We start from the raw sequence: 20,367 nt of genomic DNA, 5'->3' as shown, positions 1-20,367 counted from the left end.
AACGCGAAAAAGCGGGCCGAGAATGATCTCGACCCGCTTCTCCGGTGTACGCCGCCAGGGACTCGAACCCCGGACCCGCTGATTAAGAGTCAGCTGCTCTAACCAACTGAGCTAGCGGCGCTTGTTCACGGTGCCGGAAGGCTTGCTGTTTCCGACGTGAAGAACGTTAGCACAGAGGTTCCAACGGGTCTTCACGCGGGTCACCCGTTGGACTCCTCGAAGCCCGTGTGGATGAGGTACTGCGCCGCCGCGTAGGTCGGCATGACCCCCGCCGAGGCCACTCGCGCCGCCCGTCCCGAGAGGACGAACCGGCTCGCGCCGAGCAGGGCGTCGGACACCGCGAACAGCGCCGCACCACCGAAAACGCGTCGTGCGCCCGGTCCGCGCACGGTCGACGCGGCGGCCACCATCGTGCCGAGGGTGAGGGCGTAGAGACCCACGGGGCGTCCCATCGGTCCTGCCGCGCGCGCGAACGCCACGGCTCCCGCCGCGGAGGCCGCGACGATCGGCACGACGGCCGCGCGCGAGCCGGGCGCCGAGCGGCGGGCCAGGGCGGCGGTGTAACCGAGGTGTGCCACCAGGAAGCTGGTCAGGCCGGTGCGGAACGCCCGGTCGGAGTCGCCGAGCAGGGCGACGTCACCCGCCCACGAGCCGGCGAGGCCGACCGCCATGCCGGGGTCGCGCGGAGGCGTGGCCACCGCGAGCGCGGGCATCAGAGCGGTTTTGGTGACCTTGCGCACTTTTCCGGTGCGGCGCACCGCCGCCGCGATCGAGTCCACCACTGCCGCGACCGCGTACGCCTGCTTCTTCATGTGCACCTCTCGCCGTTGAGGTCGCCGGACCAAGTGGACGGTGTCACGCCGGGGACCCGCCGAGCCAGGTCCTCGCGGCGACGACCAGCGCGTCGACGCCGGTGGTCAGCGTCGGCTCGATGTCCGGCGCGTACTCGGGGGAGTGGTTCATCGCCACGGGCCGGCCGGGTTCGCGCCGGCCGAAGTCGGTGCCGCCGAGGAACCAGAACACGGTCGGCACCCCGGCCGCGGCGCCGAACACGCCGACGTCCTCGCTGGCGTTGACCACCGCGCCGGGGATCAGGTTGTGCGCGCCGAAGTGCCCGGCGAACGCGGCCACCGTCCTCGCCGTCGCGTCCGGATCGGACACGAGCACGGGAGTGCCGTCGTACCAGTCGAACCCGGGCTCGCGCGGCGCCCCGGACGCGGCGGCCTCGGCGCGGGCGATCCGTTCGACGGCGGTCCGCACGACGCCGCGGACGTGCTCGTCGAACGTCCGGATGTTGACGCCGAGCTCGGCGGTCTCCGGGATGACGTTCTCCTTGGTACCGGCCAGCAACCGCCCGACCGTGACGACCGCGCGGTCGCTCGGCGCGACCTCGCGCGCGACGATTCCCTGCAGCCGCACCACGACGTGCGCCGCCATCAGCACCGGGTCGACCGCGGTCTCCGGCGCCGACCCGTGGCCGCCGCGTCCGAACAACGTGACGCGCACCGAGTCCGACGCGGCCATGAGCGGACCGGCGCCGTGCGCGATCATCCCGGCGGGCAACGGGCTGACGTGTTGCGCCAGAACGACTTCCGGTGTGCCGAACCGGTCGAACAACCCGTCCTCGACCATGGCCCGCGCGCCGCTGCCCAGTTCCTCGGCCGGCTGGAACACCACGAGCAGCGTCCCGGACCACTCGTCACGCGTCCCGGCGAGCCTGTCCGCCGCCCCGACCAGGCAGGTGGCGTGCATGTCGTGACCGCAGGCGTGCGCGACCGGCACGTCCTCACCGTCCGCAGTGGTCGCACGGGCTGTGGACGCGTAGGGCAGACCCGTCGTCTCCTGCACGGGCAACGCGTCGATGTCCGCCCTGAGCATCACGACCGGGCCGTCGCCGTTGCGCAGTACGCCGACCACGCCGGTGCCACCGACCTCGGTGGTGACGTCGTACCCCAGGGACCGCAACGCTTCCGCGAGCACACCGGCCGTGCGGAACTCCTGCAACGACAGCTCCGGGTGCTGGTGCAGGTCGCGGTAGAGCGCGTGCAGGTCAGGCACGTCGGTCCCTTCGGCTGGCGGTGGTCCGAATGGTAACGACCTCGCGCTGATCACCGGATTGGCCGAATCGGCAGGCAGGACCCGGATTCGGACACAAGGTGCGAACCTCCTCAACGAAACCACTCTCTGCGGTATTCCTGTCACTGAGGGCAACATTGCCCTCTAACGCCGAACAAGGGGAGTTCGCGTTGAAAAAATCCATACTGGCCGCCGGGCTGGCGATGGCCGTGGTCGCGTCCACGGTCGCGGTGCCCCCGGCGATGGGGGAGATCACCGCACCCGCGCCGTCGCAAGCAGGTGGTCTGACGACAACGGTCACGCTGGTCACGGGCGACGTCGTGCACGTGAACAACGGGCAGGTGCGGACGGTGGCGGCGCAGGGCCGTGAGCACGTCCGCTTCCACCACCACACCGACGAGCGCGGCGACCTGCACGTCGTCCCGCTGGACGTGCAGCAGGAGATCTCGGCCGGCGCGCTCGACCGGCGGCTCTTCAACGTCTCGCTGCTCACGCGGTCCGGCTACGCCGACGCGGAGCGGGACACGATCCCGTTGATCGTCCAGGGCGGTGTCGGCGCTCGCTCGGCGGACGCGAAGCCGTTGCCCAGCATCGGTGCCCACGCCGTCACCGCCGACAAGAAGGGCGGGTTCTTCTCCGCCGCGCGCTCGGCCGGCGACACCAGGGTGTGGCTCGACGGCAGGGTGACCGCCACGCTCGACCGCAGCGCCGCGCAGATCGGTGCGCCGCAGGCGTGGCAGCAGGGCCTGACGGGAGCCGGCACCACGGTCGCCGTGCTCGACACCGGCGTCGACGCCACGCACCCGGACCTGCAGGGCGCCGTCGTGGAGGAGAAGAACTTCACCCCCGCCACCAGCGCGGACGACCGGCACGGGCACGGCACGCACGTCGCCTCGACGATTACCGGCGACGGCAGGTACAAGGGCATCGCCCCGGACGCCAAGCTCATCAACGGCAAGGTGCTCGACGACGGGGGTGGCGGCTCCGAGTCCGGCATCATCGCGGGCATGGAGTGGGCCGCCACCAGGGCGGACGTCATCAACATGAGCCTCGGCAGCAGCAGCCCGAGCGACGGCACGGACCTCATGTCGCAGGCCGTCAACCGCCTCACCGCCGAGCACGGCGCGCTGTTCGTGGTCGCGGCCGGCAACTCCGGCGCCCCGGTCGCCTCGCCCGCGGCCGCCGACGCCGCGCTGACCGTCGGTGCCGTCGAGCGCGACGACAGGCTGGCGAGCTTCTCGAGCCGCGGTCCGCGTGCCGGTGACGGTGCCATCAAGCCGGACATCACCGCGCCCGGTGTCGGCATCGCGGCGGCCAAGGCCCGCAACGGCGTCATCGGCACCCCGGTCGACGAGGGCCACGTGGCGCTGTCCGGCACGTCCATGGCGACCCCGCACGTCGCGGGCGCCGCGGCGGTCCTCGCGGCGAAGAACCCGGCGTGGTCGCCGTTGGAGATCAAGACCGCGCTGATGAACACCGCCAAGCCGTTCGCGGAGTCGAGCGTCTACGACCAGGGCGCCGGCCGCGTCGACCTGACCCGCGCCGCCACCGCGAGCCCCGTGGCCACCCCGGCGAGCCTCAGCCTCGGCACCGCCCGCTGGCCGCACGACGACGACCAGCCGATCACGAAGAAGATCACCTACCGCAACACCGGCACCGAGCCGCTGACCCTCGACCTGGCCGTCGCGGACCAGAAGCCGGCCGTGGCGGGCGTGTTCAGCGTGTCCCCGGCGAAGCTGACCGTTCCCGCGGGAGGCACCGCCGAGGCCTCGGTCACCGCCGACACCCGAGTGACGGGCCCGGACGGCGTGTACGGCGCGGTGGTCGTCGCGTCCAACGGCGTCCGCGTGCCGATCGGCGTGCACAAGGAGCCGGAGAGCTACGACCTGACGCTCGACCACATCGGCCACGACGGCAAGCCCGGCGCGGCCTGGCGCTACCTGCTCATCGACTTCGAGAAGCGCAGCGTCCTGCAGGGTGCCGCCCCGACCGGCAGGGCGACGGTCCGCGTGCCCAGGGGCCGGTACCTGCTGAGCACGTTCTTCGAGACGCCGAGCGGTGACCCGGCGGTCCGCGCGAAGCTCACCGTGGCCTACGACCCGGCCGTCGAGGTCACCGCGGACAGGACGGTCACCTTCGACGCCCGCACCGCCAGCGAACCGTCGATCACCGTCGACCGCCAGGAGGCGGCGCAGGTGAGCGGCTCGCTGACCGTGCAGATGACGACGCCGGAGTTCGGCTACGGCAGCGGCTGGGGCACCGACACCTGGGAGGACTTCTACGTCCACCCGTCGTCCACGTCGGCGCCGGAGTTCGAGTGGTCGGCGAGCAGCGTGCTGGCGAAGAAGAACGCCGGCGGGACCTTCCAGGGCAGCCCGTACCAGTTCCACGCGCTGGTCGCCGGGGAGCAGAAGCTGCCCGCCGCGATCAAGCACCACGAACGCGAACGGGACATGGCCCGCGTCCAGGCGGAGTTCAAGGCCCGCGTCCCCGGCTCGGCCGGTGTCCGCAACAACGGCGTGCGGGGCGCGCTGCCGTTCGAGCTGACCGAGTTCTACACGCCCGGCGTGGGCTGGAACCGCTGGCTGGCCGAGGAGACCGACCCGAACGCGCTGCCGACCTTCATCGACGACGCGGCCCCGAGGACGTTCCGCCGCGGCGCGAAGAGCACCGAGCAGTGGAACACCGCGGTGTTCGGCCCGGCCTTCCCCGCGGTCTCCGAGCAGCAGACCGCTGCCTGGGCAGGCCGCCTGGGCGACGAGCTGTTCGTGAACGCGCCGCTGTTCGCCGACGGCACCGGCGAGCACTCGACGTTCGACTTCGACGCCGCCACCGGCACCACGAAGCTGACCGCGGACGGCCGGGTGGTGGCCGAGTCCTCCACGCCGGGCCGGCTCTTCACCCCCGTCCCGCCGGCGAGGACGGCCTACCGGTTGCACGCCGACAGCACCCGCCCCGGCGGGACGTCGAAGGTGACGGCCGACTGGACGTTCACCTCCGGGACCGTCGCGGGTGAGGTGCCGGAGGTGCTGCCGCTGCTCGCCGTCAGGTTCGAGCCGAAGCTCGACGACGCGAACCAGGGCAGGGCGGGCAGCGTGCTCACGGTCCCGGTGACCGTGCAGCGCAACGGCGCTCGTGCCGACGTCACCGACGTCCGCACGCCGCAGGTCGAGGTCTCCTACGACGAGGGCGCCACGTGGCAGCGCGTGCTCCTCTTCAAGGCGGGCAGCAGGTGGCTCGTCACGCTGCTGCACCCGAAGAACGCCGAATCGGTGTCCTTCAAGGCGAAGACCTCCGACAGGAACGGGTCCGTCGACCAGACGGTCCTGCGGGCGTACACCCTGAAGTGACGCACGGGCGGGGAGGGGCTCGCACGCCCCTCCTCGTCCACGCACTGACCATTTCGTTGACGATCAATCAAAGCCTTGCTGAGCTGTTCGCCGTCCGCGCTACTCTGCTAGGCCTATGACACCGGTCGGGCAAGAACCGTGGACGGGGTGCTGAGGCGGGCGGACAGCTCGCTCACCGAGGGGAAGCGCTATGCGAAGATCGAGACGGGTTTCGCCTGGCTGCGCCTGGTAGGCGCCGTGCTGGTCGTGGTCGAGCACAGTTTCCCGCTGATCGACCCCAGCCGCATCGGCATGTTCCCGGAGAGCTGGAACCTCTCGCCGGGCTACTTCGCGCTGATGGCGTTCTTCGCCATGAGCGGCTACCAGATCGCCGACAGCTGGCACCGCGACGCGTCGTGGTGGCGCTACCTGCTCAAGCGGGCCCTGCGCATCTGGCCACCCCTGCTCGTGGTCGTCATGGTCACCGCGTTCGTCATCGGCCCGCTCGTCACCGTGGTCAGCCAGGCCGAGTACTGGCACGACCACCGGACGTGGGGCTACGTCATCAACAACGCGGGCCTCTACACGCTCCAGCACAAGCTCCCCGGCGTCTTCGCCGAGAACCCGTACCCGTTCTCCGCCAACGGTTCCATCTGGACCCTGCCGATGGAGACCACCGGTTACCTGATCGTTCTCGCCGCCGGCCTCCTCGGCGTGCTGGGCAGGTTCCGCCTGGCCCTCTTCCCCCTGCTGGCCGCGTTCCTGGTCCTGGACGGCTTCGGCCAGGCCCGCGTCGGCGACAACGGCGACTTCGGCGGCTTCCTGAGCGTCCCGCTCGCCCCGCTGGTCGCGTACATGGTGCCGTTCGTGCTCGGCATGATCTTCTTCGTCCACCGCAAAAGCCTCCCGTTCAAGCCGTGGGTGGCCCTCGCCCTCCTCGTCCTGTACCTGGTCGTCAACTTCCTCCCGCCCGTGGAACCGGCCGCCCGCTACGTGCTGCCCCTGGCCGCGGGCTACGGCGCGGTCACGTGGGCGCACCACTGGCCGCGGCGGCTGGGCGGCTACGACGAGTGGGTCTACGGCAGCTACGGCCTCTACATCTGGGGCATGCCGCTGCAGCAGCTCGTGGTCCTCGCCGGGGTGCGCGACCCGTGGCTGCTGATGGCTCTGGCGGTGCCGCTGTCCTACGTGGCCGGGCTGTTGTCGTGGCGGCTGGTGGAGAAGCCGACGCAGCAGTTGCGCCGTTATCTGCGGCCTCCGGCGAAGCCCCGGCCTCCGGCGGGGCCTCGGACGATGGCGGTGGGGGAGATCCCGCGACAGCAGCGGTTCCGGCTCAGCGGTGACTTGAGGGACAACGGAATTCGCTGAACCGGGTCGACATCGGACTCGGCGTGTCCACGAACCGGTATTGACAGGGCTCCAGTCTGCGATCAACCATGGAAGCGCTCTCATAACCGGTCTGGACCAGTTCTCGGAGCGGAGGCCGCCGACTGCCCTGAAGCCGGTCGGTGGCCTGCGAACGGAGCACCCCTGCACAAGGAGTCAGATGCGTACTCGAACGAAGTGGTGGAGCACGCTCGCCGCACTGGCGGTCACCGCGTCGGCCGCGGCCGTCGCGATCCCATCGGCACAGGCGATCGGCCCCGACCTGCTGCCGCTCAACGTCACCAACAACAGCGGCCGGTCCGAGGCCGTGCACCTGTACGTCCTGGGCACCGACATCCGCAACGGGCGCCTCGGGTACGTCAACCAGGCGGGCACGTTCACGCCGTGGTCGCCCGGTGGCAACCCGCCCACGCCCGCGCCGGACGTGTCGATCGCCGGACCCGGACAAGGCGGCACGGCCACGTTGCGCGTGCCGCGGTTCATCTCCGGCCGCGTCTACATGTCGTTCGGCGAGAAGCTGAAGTTCTTCCTGACGCCCGACGGACTGGTGCAGCCGGCGCCGTGGGCGTCCGGCGACCCGAACAGCGGCATCCTGTTCGACTGGAGCGAGTTCACCTACAACGACGCCGGGTTGTGGCTCAACAGCTCGCAGGTGGACATGTTCGCGGTGCCGCACGCGGTGACCGTGACGGGCGCCGGTGGTGCCACGAAGAAGACCGGTGAGCTCAAGTCCGGTGGGCGTGACGCCGTCATCAACGGCATCCGCAACCAGGCTGGCTGGTCCGGGTCGATCATGTCGCGTTCGGACGGCACGGTGCTGCGCGTCCTCGCGCCGGGCAAGGCGGCCGACGTCGGCAACTTCGACCGCAACTACCTCGACCCGTACATCACCCAGGCGTGGAACGCTTACACGGGCAAGACGCTGACCGTGCAGCCGTTCGGCGACCGGCCGGACGTGAAGTACTTCGGCCGGACCTCCGGCAACACCATGAACTTCACGAACTCCGCCGGTCAGCAGGTGGCGTCGTTCGCGAAGCCGTCCACGTCGAACGTGTGGGGCTGCGACGGCGCCCTGCACGCGCCCAACGACCAGGTGGTCGGCCCGATCGCGCGCACCCTCTGCGCCGCGCTGCACCGCTCCACGCTCGGCCGCATCGACGTCCAGCCCGGCGGCGGCCCCGCGGACTTCTACCAGGGCACGATCACCAACCACTACTCGCGGCTGGTGCACCAGAACATGGTGGACGGCAAGGCCTACGGGTTCGCGTTCGACGACGTGCAGGCGCAGGAGTCGCTGGTGCACGACGGCGACCCGCGCTCGGCCGGCATCATCCTCACGCCGTTCAGCGGCGGTGCCACGCCTCCGCCCGCCGGCAGCGCCAGCAGTGTCGTGAGCGACTGGAACGGCAAGTGCATCGACGTGCCGAACTGGAACTTCGCCGACGGCCAGCGCCTCGTCGTGTGGAACTGCACGGGCGGCACGAACCAGAAGTTCGAGTTCGTCGGCGGCACGCTGCGCACGGAGAACAACAAGTGCGTTGACGTGGCTTGGGGTTCGACGGCCAACGGCGCTGCCGTGCAGCTCGCGACCTGCTCCGGCAACCCCGCCCAGCAGTTCGTGCTGTCCGGTGCGGGCGAACTGGTGAACCCGCAGGCGAACAAGTGCGTGGACATCGCCGAGTGGAACCCGAACAACGACGCGGTCCTGCACATGTGGGACTGCGTCGGCGGCGCCAACCAGAAGTGGCACCGCGGCTGAGAAAACCGAACACGTGACGCCGGGGTGCACGAGCACCCCGGCGTCACGTGTTCTCAGGTCACCGGCCGCGGGCGAAGCGGTCGGTCGCGGCGACGATGGCCGCGGTCATGCTGCCGCCGCCGTGCCCGGTGTCGTCGAGGACCACGAGCTCGCTCCCCGGCCACGCCCGGTGCAACGCCCAGGCCGTGCCGAGCGGACCGCTGACGTCGTAACGCCCGTGGATCAACATGGCCGGAATCCCGTGCAGGCGCCCGATGTCGCGCAACAGCCGGCCCTCCTCCAGGAAGCAGCCGTGCGACCAGTAGTGGGTCACGAGACGGGCGAACGCCAGCTGGAACTCCGGGTCCTCCACCGACAACGAGGGCGCGGCGTCGGGAGCCAGCGACATGTGCGTGTCCTCCCAGACACACCACTCGTGCGCCGCCTTGGCACGAACCCCGGGATCGGGATCGTGCAGCAGCCTGCTGTAGGCGGCCGCCAGGTCGCCATCGCGTTCGCCGACGGGCACAGCGTCGCGGAAGCGCTCCCACTCGCGCGGGAAGACCCGCCCCATGTCCCGCGTGATCCAGTCGGTGTCACGGCGGTCGCCGTTGGTCACGGCCGCGAGCACCATCTCGGTCACCCGCTCCGGAAACGCCTCCGCGTAGGCAAGAGCGAGCGTGACACCCCACGACCCGCCCTGCACCAGCCAGCGCTCGATTCCCAAGTGGACCCGCAACGCCTCGATGTCGGCGACGAGGTGCGGCGTCGTGTTCGCGGACAGGTCGACGACGGGCTCGGTCGCCGAAGGCGTGCTGCGCCCGGCGTTGCGCTGGTCGAACTGGACCACGCGGTAGCGCTCCGGGTCGAACAACCCGCGCTTGCCCGGCGAACTCCCCGAACCGGGACCGCCGTGCAGCACCACGGCCGGCTTGCCGCCGGGGTTGCCCGACACCTCCCAGTACAGCGAGTGCCCGTCGCCGACGTCCAGCATTCCCGACTCGTGCGGCTCACTCAGCGGATAGCGCGCGTCGGCAGATGTGCTCCCCATCGGGACATGATCGCGCAACGGTCACCGACGGCAACGACAATCGGAGAATGCCCGGAAAAGCAGAGAAGCAGGTCGAGACGAATCTCGACCTGCTTCTCTGGAGTACGCCGCCAGGGACTCGAACCCCGGACCCGCTGATTAAGAGTCAGCTGCTCTAACCAACTGAGCTAGCGGCGCTTGTTTGTGTGCCGGAGGCTTGCTCGTTCCGACGGGAAGAACGTTAGCACAGCGCCTCCGCGCGCTCCCAATCGCCTGGTCAGCGGCTGTTCGATGGCGCATCGGCCACGTAACGATCCGGCCACTCGCGCAACTTCGAGGGACATCGTGTCGTCACCTGATCGGGGGACGCCACAACGCTACGTGCAGGCAGTCTCGAGAGCCGCGACAAGCAGATCGGAAGTGCGTCGATGGGGATGTGGGGCAGGCGCGGTCGAGGGGTGGTCACGGCGGGAATCGCTGTGATGCTGATCGCAGGCTGTTCAGGGGGTGGCGCGAGCCCGGGCGGGGGTGGGGGTGAGTCGTCGAGTGCTCCGCCGCCGCCTCCGCCGAAGCCCGTCACGCTGACGCTCGCGCTGAACAACGGCGCGGCGGACATGTCGCCCGGCCTGCCGGTCATCGCCACGGCGGCGGACGGGAAGCTCAGCGACGTCAAGCTGACGAACGCCGAGGGCAAGGTCGTCGAGGGGAAGATGAACCCCGAGGCGACGCAGTGGACCAACACCGAGCCGCTCGGGTACTCGAAGACGTACAAGCTCGTCGCCACGGCGACCGGTGAGGACGGCAAGGCGCAGACCAAGGAGTCGACCTTCACCACGGTGAAGCCGCGCACGCTCACGTACGTGTCGACCAATCCCCAGGACGGCACCACCATCGGTGTCGGGCAGCCGCTGGCCTTCTACTTCGACGAGCCGGTGGCCGACAAGGTCGCGGCCGAGAAGATGCTGGAGATCACGACCGAGCCCAAGGTCGAGGGCGCCTTCTACTGGTTCAACAAGAAGGAGGTGCACTGGCGTCCGGAGAAGTTCTGGAAGCCGGGCACCAAGATCACCATGCACGTCAAGGTCTACGGCAAGCACGTCGGCGACGGCATCTACGGCCAGGAGGACCGCGTCATCACCACGACGGTGGGCGACGAGGTCATCCACTACGCCGACGGCCAGACGCACCAGGTGACGACCAAGGTCAACGGGCAGGTCGTGCGGACCATGCCGACGTCGATGGGCAAGCCGGCCGACGCGACGCCCACTGGCACGTACGTGCTGATGGAGAAGCACAGCCACATGATCATGGACTCGACCACGTACGGCCTGGCCCTCGAGAACGGCGGCTACCGGACGCCGGTCGACTGGGCGTACCGCATGTCCAACAGCGGCATCTTCTTCCACAGCGCGCCGTGGTCCATCGGCGACCAGGGGCACCGCAACGTGAGCCACGGCTGCCTCAACCTCTCGCCCGAGAACGCCAAGTGGGTCTACGACGCGAGCAAGCAGGGCGACGTGGTGATCGTCACGAACTCCGGTGGCCCGCCCCTGGAGTCGTGGGACGGCTTCGGCGACTGGCAGGTCCCGTGGGCCACCTGGGTCCAGGGCAACCGCTGACGCTTCAGGACACCGCCACCTGACCGCCCGACACGGTCAGGTGGCGGTTCACCCGCACCGCCTCGAGCATCCGCCGGTCGTGCGTCACGAGGAGCAGCGTGCCGGCGTAGTGCTCCAGCGCCGACTCCAGCTGCTCGATCGCGGGCAGGTCGAGGTGGTTCGTCGGCTCGTCGAGCACCAGCAGGTTGACGCCGCGTCCCTGCAGCAGGGCCAGTGCGGCCCGCGTCCGTTCGCCCGGTGAGAGCGACGCCGCCGGGCGCGTCACGTGGGCCGCCTTGAGGCCGAACTTCGCCAGCAACGTGCGCACGTCGGCCGGGGTCATCTCCGGCACGGCCTCCTCGAAGGCGTCCACCAGCGGCAGATCGCCCAGGAACAGCCCGCGCGCCTGGTCGACCTCGCCGACCACGACGCCGGACCCCAGCGTCGCGTAGCCCGACGACAGCTCCGCCCTGCCGAGCAGCGCCGCGAGCAGCGTCGACTTGCCCGCGCCGTTCGCGCCGGTGATCGCGACGCGGTCGGCCCAGTCGACCTGCAGGTCCACCGGGCCGAGCGTGAACGACCCCCGCGTCACCACGGCCGCCCGCAGCGACGCCACCACGGAACCCGACCGCGGCGCCGCGGCGATCTCCATCCGCAGCTCCCACTCCTTGCGGGGCTCCTCGACGACGTCGAGCCGTTCGATCATGCGGTCGGTCTGGCGGGCCTTCGAGGCCTGCTTCTCGGTGGCGTCGGCACGGAACTTGCGGGCGTTCTTGTCGTTGTCGCCCGCCTTGCGCCGTGCGTTCTTCACGCCCTTCTCCATCCACGCGCGCTGCATGCGCGCACGGGCCTCCAGCGACGCCTTGGTGTCGGCGAACTCGTCGTAGTCGTCCCGGGCGTGCTGACGCGACCGTGCGCGCTCTTCGAGGTACGACTCGTAGCCACCGCCGTACAGGCGCACGGCGTTCTGGTGCAGGTCGAGCTCCAGCACGCTCGTCACCGTGCGCGCGAGGAACTCGCGGTCGTGCGACACCAGCACCGTGCCGGCGCGCAGGCCCGTGACGAACTTCTCCAGCCGTTCCAGGCCGTCGAGGTCCAGGTCGTTGGTCGGCTCGTCGAGCAGGAAGATGTCGTAGCGGCTCAGCAGCAACGACGCCATGCCCGCCCGCGCCGCCTGGCCACCGGACAGCGAGGTCATCAACGCGTCGAGGCCCACGGTCAGCCCCAGGTCGGCGACGACCTCCAGCGAGCGTTCCTCCAGGTCGGCACCGCCCAGCGCGAGCCACTGGTCCAGCGCGTCCGAGTACCCCTCGTCGTTGCCGGCGGTCAGCGCCTCGGTGGCCTCGTCCAGCGCGGCCTGGGCCTCCGCGACGCCGGTCCGGCGCGCCAGGAACTCGCGGACGGTCTCGCCCTCGCGGCGCTCGGGCTCCTGCGACAGGTGCCCGACGTTGGCCGAGGGCGGGTTCAGCGACACGCGGCCCGACTCGGCGGGGATCAGCCCGGCCAGGGTCTTCAGCAGCGTCGACTTGCCCGCGCCGTTCACACCGACCAGGCCGATCACGTCGCCGGGCGCGACCACGAGGTCCAGACCGGAGAAGAGGACGCGATCACCGTGACCGGCGGCGAGGTCCTTGGCGACGAGCGTGGTCATGAGGGCTCCCGTAAACGTGAAGAAAGGCCCCCGCTGAAGCGGAGGCCTTTCGACAAAGGGTGAGTGACGGGACTTGAACCCGCGACACCTGGGATCACAACCCAGTGCTCTACCGACTGAGCTACACCCACCATTGCCAGTCGTTGACCGGCGAGGAAAGCATAGCAACGACAGCTGCCGATATTGAAATCGGGGGTCAGTCGGCGTTTTTCAGCAGGTCAGCGGCCACGGCCTGGGCCTGCTCGGTCGTCGGGCCGGGCTGCGGCACGAACGCCGTCCGCCGGTAGTACGCGAGCTCCCGGATCGACTCGACGATGTCCGCGAGCGCCCGGTGCGCGAGGCCCTTGCCCGGCTGCGCGTAGTAGATGCGCGGGTACCAGCGCCGGCACAGCTCCTTGATCGACGACACGTCGACCATCCGGTAGTGCAGGTGGGCGTCCAGCGCCGGCATGTCGCGGGCGATGAACCCGCGGTCGGTGGCGATGGAGTTGCCGGCCAGGGGAGCGGTCCGGGGATCCGGCACCCACTCCTTGATGTAGGCGAGCACGGCCGCCTCGGCCTCCTCCAACGAGACCGCGGAGGCGCGCACCTCCTCGGTCAGGCCCGACTTGGCGTGCATCTGCACGACGACTTCCGGCATCGAGGCGAGCACTTCGTCGGAAGCGTGGATCACGATGTCCACACCGTCGCCGAGCACGTTGAGCTCGGCGTCCGTGACCAGTGCCGCGATCTCGATCAGAGCGTCCTTGCCCAAGTCGAGTCCGGTCATCTCGCAGTCGATCCACACCAGACGATCCATCACGCCCGGAACATTACTGCGCGGAGCGTCAACTTCGAGTGGCGGCGTGCGGCAACCTGGTTACGCTCCCCGTGCATGACGGCTCAAGCTGAGATCGCCGCCGGGTACGCGTCGGAGAGCGCGACCATCGAGCTCGGCGCGGTGCTGGTCGACGGCACCGTGGAGCCGACGGCGCACGTCCGCATCCCGTTGTCCATGGTCAACCGCCACGGACTCGTCGCGGGCGCGACGGGGACGGGCAAGACGAAGACCCTCCAGCTGCTCGCCGAGCAGCTGTCGGCCAACGGCGTGCCGGTGCTGATGGCGGACGTGAAGGGCGACCTGTCCGGTCTGTCGCGGCAGGGTGCCGCGAGTGACCGCACCACTGCCCGCGCCCAGGACACCGGCGACGACTGGCGGCCGCAGTCGTTCCCGGTGCAGTTCCTCTCGATCGGCACGGGTGGCATCGGTGTGCCCTTGAGGGCAACGGTCACGAGCTTCGGGCCGCTCCTGCTGTCGAAGGTGCTCGGGCTGAACGACACCCAGGAGTCGACGCTCGGCCTGATCTTCCACTGGGCCGACTCGAAGGGGCTGCCGCTGCTCGACACCAAGGACCTGCGCAGCGTCATCCAGCACCTCACGAGCGACGAGGGCAAGGCGGACCTCAAGGGCATCGGCGGTGTCTCCGGCGCCACGGCGGGCGTGATCCTGCGGGCTCTGGTCAACCTGGAGGCGCAGGGCGGCGACCGGTTCTTCGGCGAGCCGGAGCTCGACCCGGCCGACCTGATGCGCGAACGCGACGGCAGGGGCGTCATCAGCCTGCTCGAACTGGCCGAGTTGCAGGGCAACCCGGCGTTGTTCTCCACGTTCCTGATGTGGCTGCTGGCGGAGCTGTTCGAGACGCTGCCGGAGGAGGGCGACGTCGAGAAGCCCAAGCTCGTCTTCTTCTTCGACGAGGCGCACCTGCTGTTCTCGAACGCCTCCAAGGCGTTCCTCGACCAGATCACCCAGACCGTGAAGCTGATCCGGTCCAAGGGCATCGGTGTGTTCTTCTGCACGCAGCTGCCGACGGACATCCCGAACGAGGTGCTGTCGCAGCTCGGCGCACGGGTCCAGCACGCTCTGCGCGCGTTCACACCGGACGACCAGAAAGCGTTGGCGCGCACGGTGAAGACGTACCCGACGACGCCGCACTACGACCTGGAGAAGTCGCTCACGTCGCTCGGCATCGGCGAGGCGGTCATCACCGTGCTGAGCGAGAAGGGCGCGCCGACGCCGGTCGCGTGGACCCGGTTGCGGGCGCCGCGTTCGCTGATGGACACCATCGGCAACGACGCGATCAAGCAGGCGGCCGGGGCGTCGGACCTGCACGGCAAGTACTCGGAGACCGTCGACCGCGAGTCGGCCTACGAGCAGCTGATGCGGAAGGTCGCGCCACCGCAACAGGAAGACCAGCGACGAGCCCCGGAACCCCAGCGGCGGGAGGAGGAACCGGGACTCGTCGAGAAGGTGCTCGGCAACAGCGCGGTGAAGTCGTTCCTGCGGTCAGCGGGCAGCGCCCTGGCGCGTGAGATCACGCGGGGCGTCTTCGGCACCTCGCGCAAGCGACGCTGAGAGCACCGCGGCGCCGAGGCAGAGCCCGCCCGCGACGTACCAGGCCAGGTCGTAGCTGCCCAGGTGGTCGCGGGTGAGCCCGGCGGCGGACGCGGCGAGCGCGGCACCGAGCTGGTGCGAGGCGAACACCCAGCCGAACACGACGGGGCCGGACATCCCGAAGTACTGGCGGCACAACGCCACGGTCGGCGGCACGGTCGCGACCCAGTCGAGACCGTAGAAGATGATGAACACGAGCATCGACGGGTGCGCCGACTCGCTGAACAGCTGCGGCAGGACCATCAACGACAGGCCGCGCAACGCGTAGTAGGCCGCCAGCAGCATCCGCGAGTCGACCTTGTCGGTCAGCCACCCGGACACGATCGTGCCCACGATGTCGAACACGCCGACCAGCGCCAGCAGTCCGGCGGCGGTCATCGTCGGCATGCCGTGGTCGTGCGCGGCGGGGATGAAGTGCGTGCCCACCAGGCCGTTCGTCGAGGCCCCGCAGATCGCGAAACCACCGGCCAGCAACCAGAACGGCCGGGTGCGGGCGGCCTGCAGCAGCCCGCCGAGCGCCCGGCGGGCGGCGCCACCGGCCGGCGGCGGGGGAGTGTCCTCGGAGGCGCCGAGCGGCAGCAGCCCGACGTCCCGCGGGTACTCGCGCAGGAAGAACGCCGCCAGCGGCACCACGGCGAGCGCGGCGATGCAGATCACCAGCGACGCGGGCCGCCAGCCGTAGCTCTCGGACAGCCACGCCACGGTCGGCAGGAACACCAGCTGCCCGGCCGCGCCGCCCGCCGTCAGCACGCCCGTGACCAGGCCGCGGTGCCGCACGAACCAGCGTCCGGTGATCGTCGCGACGAACGCCAGCGCCATCGACCCGGTGCCGAGACCGACCACGACGCCCCACAGCAGCACCAGCTGCCAGGACGCGGTCATGAACACCGTCAGCCCGCTGCCGAGCGCGACCATCGTCAGCGCCCAGGTGACGACGACGCGGACACCGAACCTGTCCATCAGCGCGGCCGCGAACGGCGCGGTCAGCCCGTACAGCAACAGGTTGACCGAGATGGCCAGCGAGATCGTGCTGGTGCTCCAGCCGAACTCCGCCCGCAACGGCTCGATCAACGCACTCGGCGCCGCGCGGAACGACGCCGCGCCCACCAGGGCGATGAAGGACACACCCGCGACAACCCAGGCCCAATGCAGTCTCACGCCGACAAGGGTCGGTGAAGGCCGACGCGGCAACCAGTGGCCCGATGGCCAACATGTGAAAGAATCAGGCCATGCACCGGATCGCCGTTCTCGCGCTCGAGCAGTCGGTGGCGTTCGACATCGGCAGCGCGACGCACATGTTCGCCCGGCTCGAGGACCGCTACGAGGTGGTCGTCTGCTCGCCGGACCGCCGCCCCGTCCCCACCACCGGCGGCTTCACCATCGCGCCCGAGCACGGGCTGGAGGTGCTGCGGGACGCCGACACGGTGCTCGTCCCCGGCACGCACTACCGGCCGGCCAGGGAAGGCCGGCTCGAACCCGCGGTGCGGGAGGCGCTGACGACGACGAACGCGCGCCGGATCATGTCGATCTGCACCGGTGCGTTCGTGCTCGCCGCCGCCGGGCTGCTCGACGGCAGGCCCGCGACCACGCACTGGAAGACCACCGACGAGTTCCGCGCGCTGTACCCGGAGGTGCGGCTGAACCCGGACGTGCTGTTCATCGACGACGGCGACGTCCTCACCTCGGCGGGCGTCGCCGCGGGCATCGACCTCTGCCTGCACGTCATCAGGTCCGACCACGGCAGCGAGGTGGCGAACTGGATCGCCCGCTACTGCGTCGTCCCCGCGTGGCGGCAGGGCGGGCAGTCGCAGTTCGTCGACCGCCCGGTGCCGAGCTACCCCGACACCTCCACGGCGCTCGCCCGCGAGTGGGCCCTGGAACGCCTCCAGGAGCCCCTCGACCTCGCCGGGATGGCGGCGCAGGTGCGGATGAGCGTGCGCACGTTCACCCGGCGGTTCCGCGCGGAGACGGGCATGTCACCGGGCCAGTGGCTGGCGCAGCAGCGCGTCGACCGGGCCCGGCACCTGCTGGAGTCCACCGACCTGCCGATCGACCAGGTCGCGAACCACGCCGGCTTCGGCACCGGCGCGGCGTTGCGGCAGCAGATGGCGGCGATGATCGGGGTCTCGCCGAGCGCCTACCGCCAGACGTTCCGGTCGGCCTGACCGTCCACAGTGGACTCGCCGAGGAGGAACGGCCGCAGCAGCTCCGGCACGGCCTCGTCGGCGAGCGCCAAGCCGTCGGACTCGCCGACGTCCGTCACGTGGTAGATCCCCGCGCCCGCCGCCGTGGTCGCGCCGATCGTCATCAACCCGCTGCGGCGCTGGAAGAACGACCGCCGGATGCGCCAGCCGATGATGCCGGTGCGCTGCAGCGCGACCGTGCTGCGGACCAGGGAGTTGTTGCGCGTCACCAGGTAGCGCTCGTCGAGGGCGTTGCCGAGCGAGCGGTAGTTGTCCCAGCCGATCAGCGCGGCGAACGGGATGACCGCCGCCGGGATCGGCCACGCCCAGGGCGGTGCCCAGACCGCGAGGCCCGCGGCGATGACGGCCCACGGCATCACGTGCCGGAAGACGCTGCGGCGCAACGCGGCGAACGGGTGCTTGCGCAGCCGCAGCGTCGTCGGGTCGCTGCCGACCTTGAGCACGTTCCGCGAGACCTGGTGCGCCACGGACAGCGGCGCGGGCGGCAGCAGCAGGTTGCTCTCGCCCTTGGAGCCGAGGCCCGTCGTCACCGCGGCGAGCTTCGCGCCCTTGCCCGCGCGCACCAGCAGCGGTTCCTGGATGTCGACGCCGCGCAGCCGTTGCTCCTCCACCGAGACCGACCGCGTGGTCAGCAGCCCCCGTTGCACGCGCAGGGTGCCGTCCGGTTCGCGGGTCAGCCGGTAGTTCCAGAACTGCAGGACGTAGAGCGGGATCGACAGCACCAGGCCGACCACGACGAGCGCGACCAGGAACCCGGCGAACAGCGTGAGGCTCGGGTGCTCGAACAGCCACTCCCAGAGGTCCTGCACGGGGTGCAGGCCGAGGTCGTCGGCGTAGTTCGACAGCACGCCGAACAAGGCGCCGATCGCGACGAGACCGGACAGCGACAGCGGCGCGAACTTCAGCCACTTCAGGTCGAGCCGCGAGATGACCTCGGACTCCGGCGGCGCGACCGGTTCGGCGCCGGGCTCCTCGGGTGAGGCGGCTCTGGGCGCGACTCCCTTCCGCAGCAACAACACCCGCAGGCGCTCGGCCTCCTGCTGCGTCACGGCGTCGAGCGTGAGGCCGTCCGTTCCCGGGACGTCCTGCTGCCCGGTGCCGATCCGCACCGCGGAGAGCCCGAAGATCCGGTGGCCCGGCTTGGAGGTGAGGTCGACCGTCCTGATGCGATCACGCGGCACCGCGAGCTGCTTGCGCGTCAACAGACCCGTGTGCAGCTCGACCTGGTCGTCGGTGATGCGGTACTTCGTGGTGCGCCAGATGAGGTAGCTGAACGCGAGGATCGCCGCGACCGTCACGCCGCTCGCGATGAGCCGCCACTTCTCGCCGTTGCCGGTGAACAGCAGCACGAGGATCGGCACCAGCATCGCGACGCCCTCGTTGAGCGGCCGCACGACCAGCATCCGCACGTGCAGGCGGTGCCACTCCTGCAGCGGCTCGGTGATCTCCGGTGCGGCGGGCAGGCCGGCCGGCACCTCCGCCGGGGTGCTCACGTGGCATCACCCGGCGTCGCCTGCGTGGTGTTCGTCAGCTCGACGACGAGCCTCTGCGCGAGCTCGTGCTCCAGCCCTTCGATCTCCACGGGACCCGCGGCCGACGCGGTCGTCACCGTGACCGTCGACAGGCCGAGCAGCTGCTGGAACGGACCGCGCTTGGTGTCGATCGTCTGGATCCGCGACACCGGGGCGACCCGCCACTCCTGGTTCAGCCAGCCCGAGAGCGTGTAGACGGCGTCCGGCGTGGTCTCCCAGCGGTGGACGCGGTAGCGCCAGCTCGGTTCGACGGCGGTGTGGACGACGCCGACGACCGCGGTGGCGACCAGCACCCACAGCTCCCACGCCGGCGGCTCGTCCACCAGCAGGAACACGACCAGCTGGGGCACGACCAGCACGAGCCAGAACACGGCGGCCTGCATGGTCCACAGCAGGACGGACTTCGGGCTCACCTGGTGACGAGGCGTGCGCAGTTGCGGAGTCACTCCCCAAGGGTGCCTCAACGGCTCCGGGCGGTGTGGCCAGGTGTGTCAATTGGTGTGCCGGTGGCCGGGTGGTCCCGCGTGCGAGGGAGGCGGGACCACCGCGGCCGGGCCGGGCCGTCAGGACTCGACGCTGTACGGCGGGTGGAACGCCTGGTCCGGGTCATCGGCCGACGCGGCCCCCGCCATCGCTGTGAGAGCCCCGAAACTCAGCACGAGGGCGGCGATGGCGCGGGCGATGGTGTGCAACTTCATCGGGGGCTCCGTTCGTCAGGGGGTAGCCGTGATGGGGGCGGAAATCTTCGGCCCGTTCGCGGCGCGGTCCGTCGCGAAAGGACGTCGCGCGTCCCGGCGTCCCGCCGGGCTACGTGGCGCGGCTCGAGTCCGGCGCACGCGTGCCGGGGGACGCCGGGGCGCCGCTCGCGAGAGGGCGTGGCCACCAGGGCGTGCCGGCGTCGAAGCTGCTCGAGTCGTGGTCTCCCGGTCCGGCGGTGGACGCGCTCGGGGAGATCCTGCGCGCATCCTCGCCGCGGCGCCTCGCCCGGACGGCCGAATCCGCGGAGGCCGTGGCCGTCGGGCGGGTGCGGCGGCGGGACGTGCCACGCATCGCGTCGTGCGAGCACTGGCCCCTGCCGAGGCGCTGGGCGGCGTTGCCCGGTCATGACCGCCCCTTGTTCGTCAACGGGACACGTTGTGATCGGAGCATGACACAGAGCAGTTGCCCGTCACATCACCCAATTGCACCGCGCGGAAATGGGTAGAACACCCGGTGAGCGGCAGTTGCCGGGGAACGGCAAGCAGCCGAACGGGCGATCGCGGCCGCGTCCGGCCGGGCCCCTCGCGCCCGATCGGCGCCCGGTCCTAGGTGTACCTGGCCAACACGTTGGTGACGGTGTGTCGGCTTGATCATGGGTGAGGCCTCCGGGTGCGGTGGTGATTGCGAAGTCAG

General features: G+C 70.5%; 15 protein-coding genes and 3 tRNA genes. 6 read left to right on the top strand and 12 right to left on the bottom strand.

The features are described from left to right. Positions 1-47 precede the first annotated feature (47 nt). The 3 genes from L6E10_RS02105 to L6E10_RS02095 all read right to left on the bottom strand — a co-directional run bounded on the left by L6E10_RS02105 (position 48) and on the right by L6E10_RS02095 (position 2,058). A tRNA-Lys gene (locus L6E10_RS02105) sits at positions 48-121 on the bottom strand. A gap of 79 nt (positions 122-200) precedes the next feature. Continuing rightward, complete coding sequence (locus L6E10_RS02100; protein WP_236216210.1) at positions 201-812, bottom strand: lysoplasmalogenase; 612 nt, start codon at positions 810-812, stop codon at positions 201-203. Between the two features lie 43 nt (positions 813-855). After that, positions 856-2,058 (bottom strand): amidohydrolase, encoded by a 1,203-nt coding sequence (locus L6E10_RS02095; RefSeq protein ID WP_236216208.1) that lies wholly within the window; start codon positions 2,056-2,058, stop codon positions 856-858. 188 nt (positions 2,059-2,246) lie between these two features. On the opposite strand from L6E10_RS02095, the gene L6E10_RS02090 reads away from it, so the two are divergent. The 3 genes from L6E10_RS02090 (at position 2,247) to L6E10_RS02080 (ending at position 8,550) form a co-directional block, all read left to right on the top strand. Next, positions 2,247-5,426, top strand: coding sequence for a S8 family serine peptidase (locus tag L6E10_RS02090; protein WP_236216206.1), 3,180 nt, complete (start codon positions 2,247-2,249; stop codon positions 5,424-5,426). Positions 5,427-5,573: 147 nt separating this feature from the next. Then, positions 5,574-6,773 (top strand): acyltransferase, encoded by a 1,200-nt coding sequence (locus tag L6E10_RS02085; protein WP_236216204.1) that lies wholly within the window; start codon positions 5,574-5,576, stop codon positions 6,771-6,773. 178 nt (positions 6,774-6,951) lie between these two features. After that, positions 6,952-8,550 (top strand): beta-1,3-glucanase family protein, encoded by a 1,599-nt coding sequence (locus L6E10_RS02080; protein WP_236216201.1) that lies wholly within the window; start codon positions 6,952-6,954, stop codon positions 8,548-8,550. A gap of 58 nt (positions 8,551-8,608) precedes the next feature. On the opposite strand, the gene pip is transcribed toward L6E10_RS02080, so the two are convergent. Both pip and L6E10_RS02070 read right to left on the bottom strand, forming a co-directional pair. After that, positions 8,609-9,580, bottom strand: a complete 972-nt coding sequence (gene pip, locus L6E10_RS02075; protein ID WP_236216199.1) for a prolyl aminopeptidase — start codon at positions 9,578-9,580, stop codon at positions 8,609-8,611. Positions 9,581-9,683: 103 nt separating this feature from the next. Continuing rightward, a tRNA-Lys gene (locus L6E10_RS02070) sits at positions 9,684-9,757 on the bottom strand. 284 nt (positions 9,758-10,041) lie between these two features. On the opposite strand from L6E10_RS02070, the gene L6E10_RS02065 reads away from it, so the two are divergent. Next, positions 10,042-11,178: an Ig-like domain-containing protein gene (locus tag L6E10_RS02065; RefSeq protein ID WP_236216198.1), complete on the top strand. Its 1,137-nt coding sequence runs from the start codon at positions 10,042-10,044 to the stop codon at positions 11,176-11,178. Positions 11,179-11,182: 4 nt separating this feature from the next. Here the strand turns inward: L6E10_RS02065 and L6E10_RS02060 are convergent, their stop codons facing one another. The 3 genes from L6E10_RS02060 to orn form a co-directional block, all read right to left on the bottom strand. Next, positions 11,183-12,808, bottom strand: coding sequence for an ABC-F family ATP-binding cassette domain-containing protein (locus tag L6E10_RS02060; protein ID WP_236216196.1), 1,626 nt, complete (start codon positions 12,806-12,808; stop codon positions 11,183-11,185). Between the two features lie 58 nt (positions 12,809-12,866). After that, positions 12,867-12,939: transfer RNA gene (locus L6E10_RS02055), tRNA-His, on the bottom strand. A 65-nt stretch (positions 12,940-13,004) separates the two neighbouring features. Then, positions 13,005-13,610, bottom strand: coding sequence for an oligoribonuclease (gene orn, locus L6E10_RS02050; RefSeq protein ID WP_090100295.1), 606 nt, complete (start codon positions 13,608-13,610; stop codon positions 13,005-13,007). Between the two features lie 72 nt (positions 13,611-13,682). On the opposite strand from orn, the gene L6E10_RS02045 reads away from it, so the two are divergent. Continuing rightward, positions 13,683-15,200, top strand: a complete 1,518-nt coding sequence (locus tag L6E10_RS02045; RefSeq protein ID WP_236216194.1) for a helicase HerA-like domain-containing protein — start codon at positions 13,683-13,685, stop codon at positions 15,198-15,200. On the opposite strand, the gene L6E10_RS02040 is transcribed toward L6E10_RS02045, so the two are convergent. Further along, a complete protein-coding gene (locus L6E10_RS02040; RefSeq protein ID WP_236216192.1) occupies positions 15,132-16,397 on the bottom strand; it encodes an MFS transporter in 1,266 nt (421 codons plus the stop codon). The two genes, L6E10_RS02045 and L6E10_RS02040, sit on opposite strands and share 69 nt — an antisense overlap. Positions 16,398-16,468: 71 nt before the next feature. On the opposite strand from L6E10_RS02040, the gene L6E10_RS02035 reads away from it, so the two are divergent. Further along, entirely contained in the window at positions 16,469-17,404 is a 936-nt protein-coding gene (locus L6E10_RS02035; RefSeq protein WP_236216190.1) for a GlxA family transcriptional regulator, read from the top strand. Here L6E10_RS02035 and L6E10_RS02030 read toward each other — a convergent pair. The 3 genes from L6E10_RS02030 to L6E10_RS40145 form a co-directional block, all read right to left on the bottom strand. Further along, a complete protein-coding gene (locus tag L6E10_RS02030; RefSeq protein WP_236216188.1) occupies positions 17,377-18,936 on the bottom strand; it encodes a PH domain-containing protein in 1,560 nt (519 codons plus the stop codon). The genes L6E10_RS02035 and L6E10_RS02030 overlap by 28 nt on opposite strands. Continuing rightward, positions 18,933-19,358, bottom strand: a complete 426-nt coding sequence (locus L6E10_RS02025; RefSeq protein ID WP_236216289.1) for a PH domain-containing protein — start codon at positions 19,356-19,358, stop codon at positions 18,933-18,935. Before L6E10_RS02025 ends, L6E10_RS02030 begins: the two co-directional genes overlap by 4 nt. Positions 19,359-19,538: 180 nt before the next feature. Next, positions 19,539-19,673, bottom strand: a complete 135-nt coding sequence (locus tag L6E10_RS40145; protein ID WP_275675957.1) for a hypothetical protein — start codon at positions 19,671-19,673, stop codon at positions 19,539-19,541. Positions 19,674-20,367 lie beyond the last annotated feature (694 nt).

It is taken from the genome of Lentzea sp. CC55 (assembly GCF_021056325.1).
In the GTDB taxonomy this organism is placed as follows: domain Bacteria; phylum Actinomycetota; class Actinomycetes; order Mycobacteriales; family Pseudonocardiaceae; genus Lentzea; species Lentzea jiangxiensis.
This window is presented reverse-complemented; position numbering and strand designations above follow the sequence as displayed.

Coding starts and splice junctions, on each gene's coding strand:
- L6E10_RS40145 (WP_275675957.1), bottom strand. CDS start 19,673: ATGAAGTTGCACACCATCGCCCGCGCCATCGCCGCCCTCGTGCTGAGT.
- pip (WP_236216199.1), bottom strand. CDS start 9,580: ATGGGGAGCACATCTGCCGACGCGCGCTATCCGCTGAGTGAGCCGCAC.
- L6E10_RS02035 (WP_236216190.1), top strand. CDS start 16,469: ATGCACCGGATCGCCGTTCTCGCGCTCGAGCAGTCGGTGGCGTTCGAC.
- L6E10_RS02045 (WP_236216194.1), top strand. CDS start 13,683: ATGACGGCTCAAGCTGAGATCGCCGCCGGGTACGCGTCGGAGAGCGCG.
- L6E10_RS02100 (WP_236216210.1), bottom strand. CDS start 812: ATGAAGAAGCAGGCGTACGCGGTCGCGGCAGTGGTGGACTCGATCGCG.
- L6E10_RS02065 (WP_236216198.1), top strand. CDS start 10,042: ATGCTGATCGCAGGCTGTTCAGGGGGTGGCGCGAGCCCGGGCGGGGGT.
- L6E10_RS02060 (WP_236216196.1), bottom strand. CDS start 12,808: ATGACCACGCTCGTCGCCAAGGACCTCGCCGCCGGTCACGGTGATCGC.
- L6E10_RS02080 (WP_236216201.1), top strand. CDS start 6,952: ATGCGTACTCGAACGAAGTGGTGGAGCACGCTCGCCGCACTGGCGGTC.
- L6E10_RS02025 (WP_236216289.1), bottom strand. CDS start 19,358: ATGCAGGCCGCCGTGTTCTGGCTCGTGCTGGTCGTGCCCCAGCTGGTC.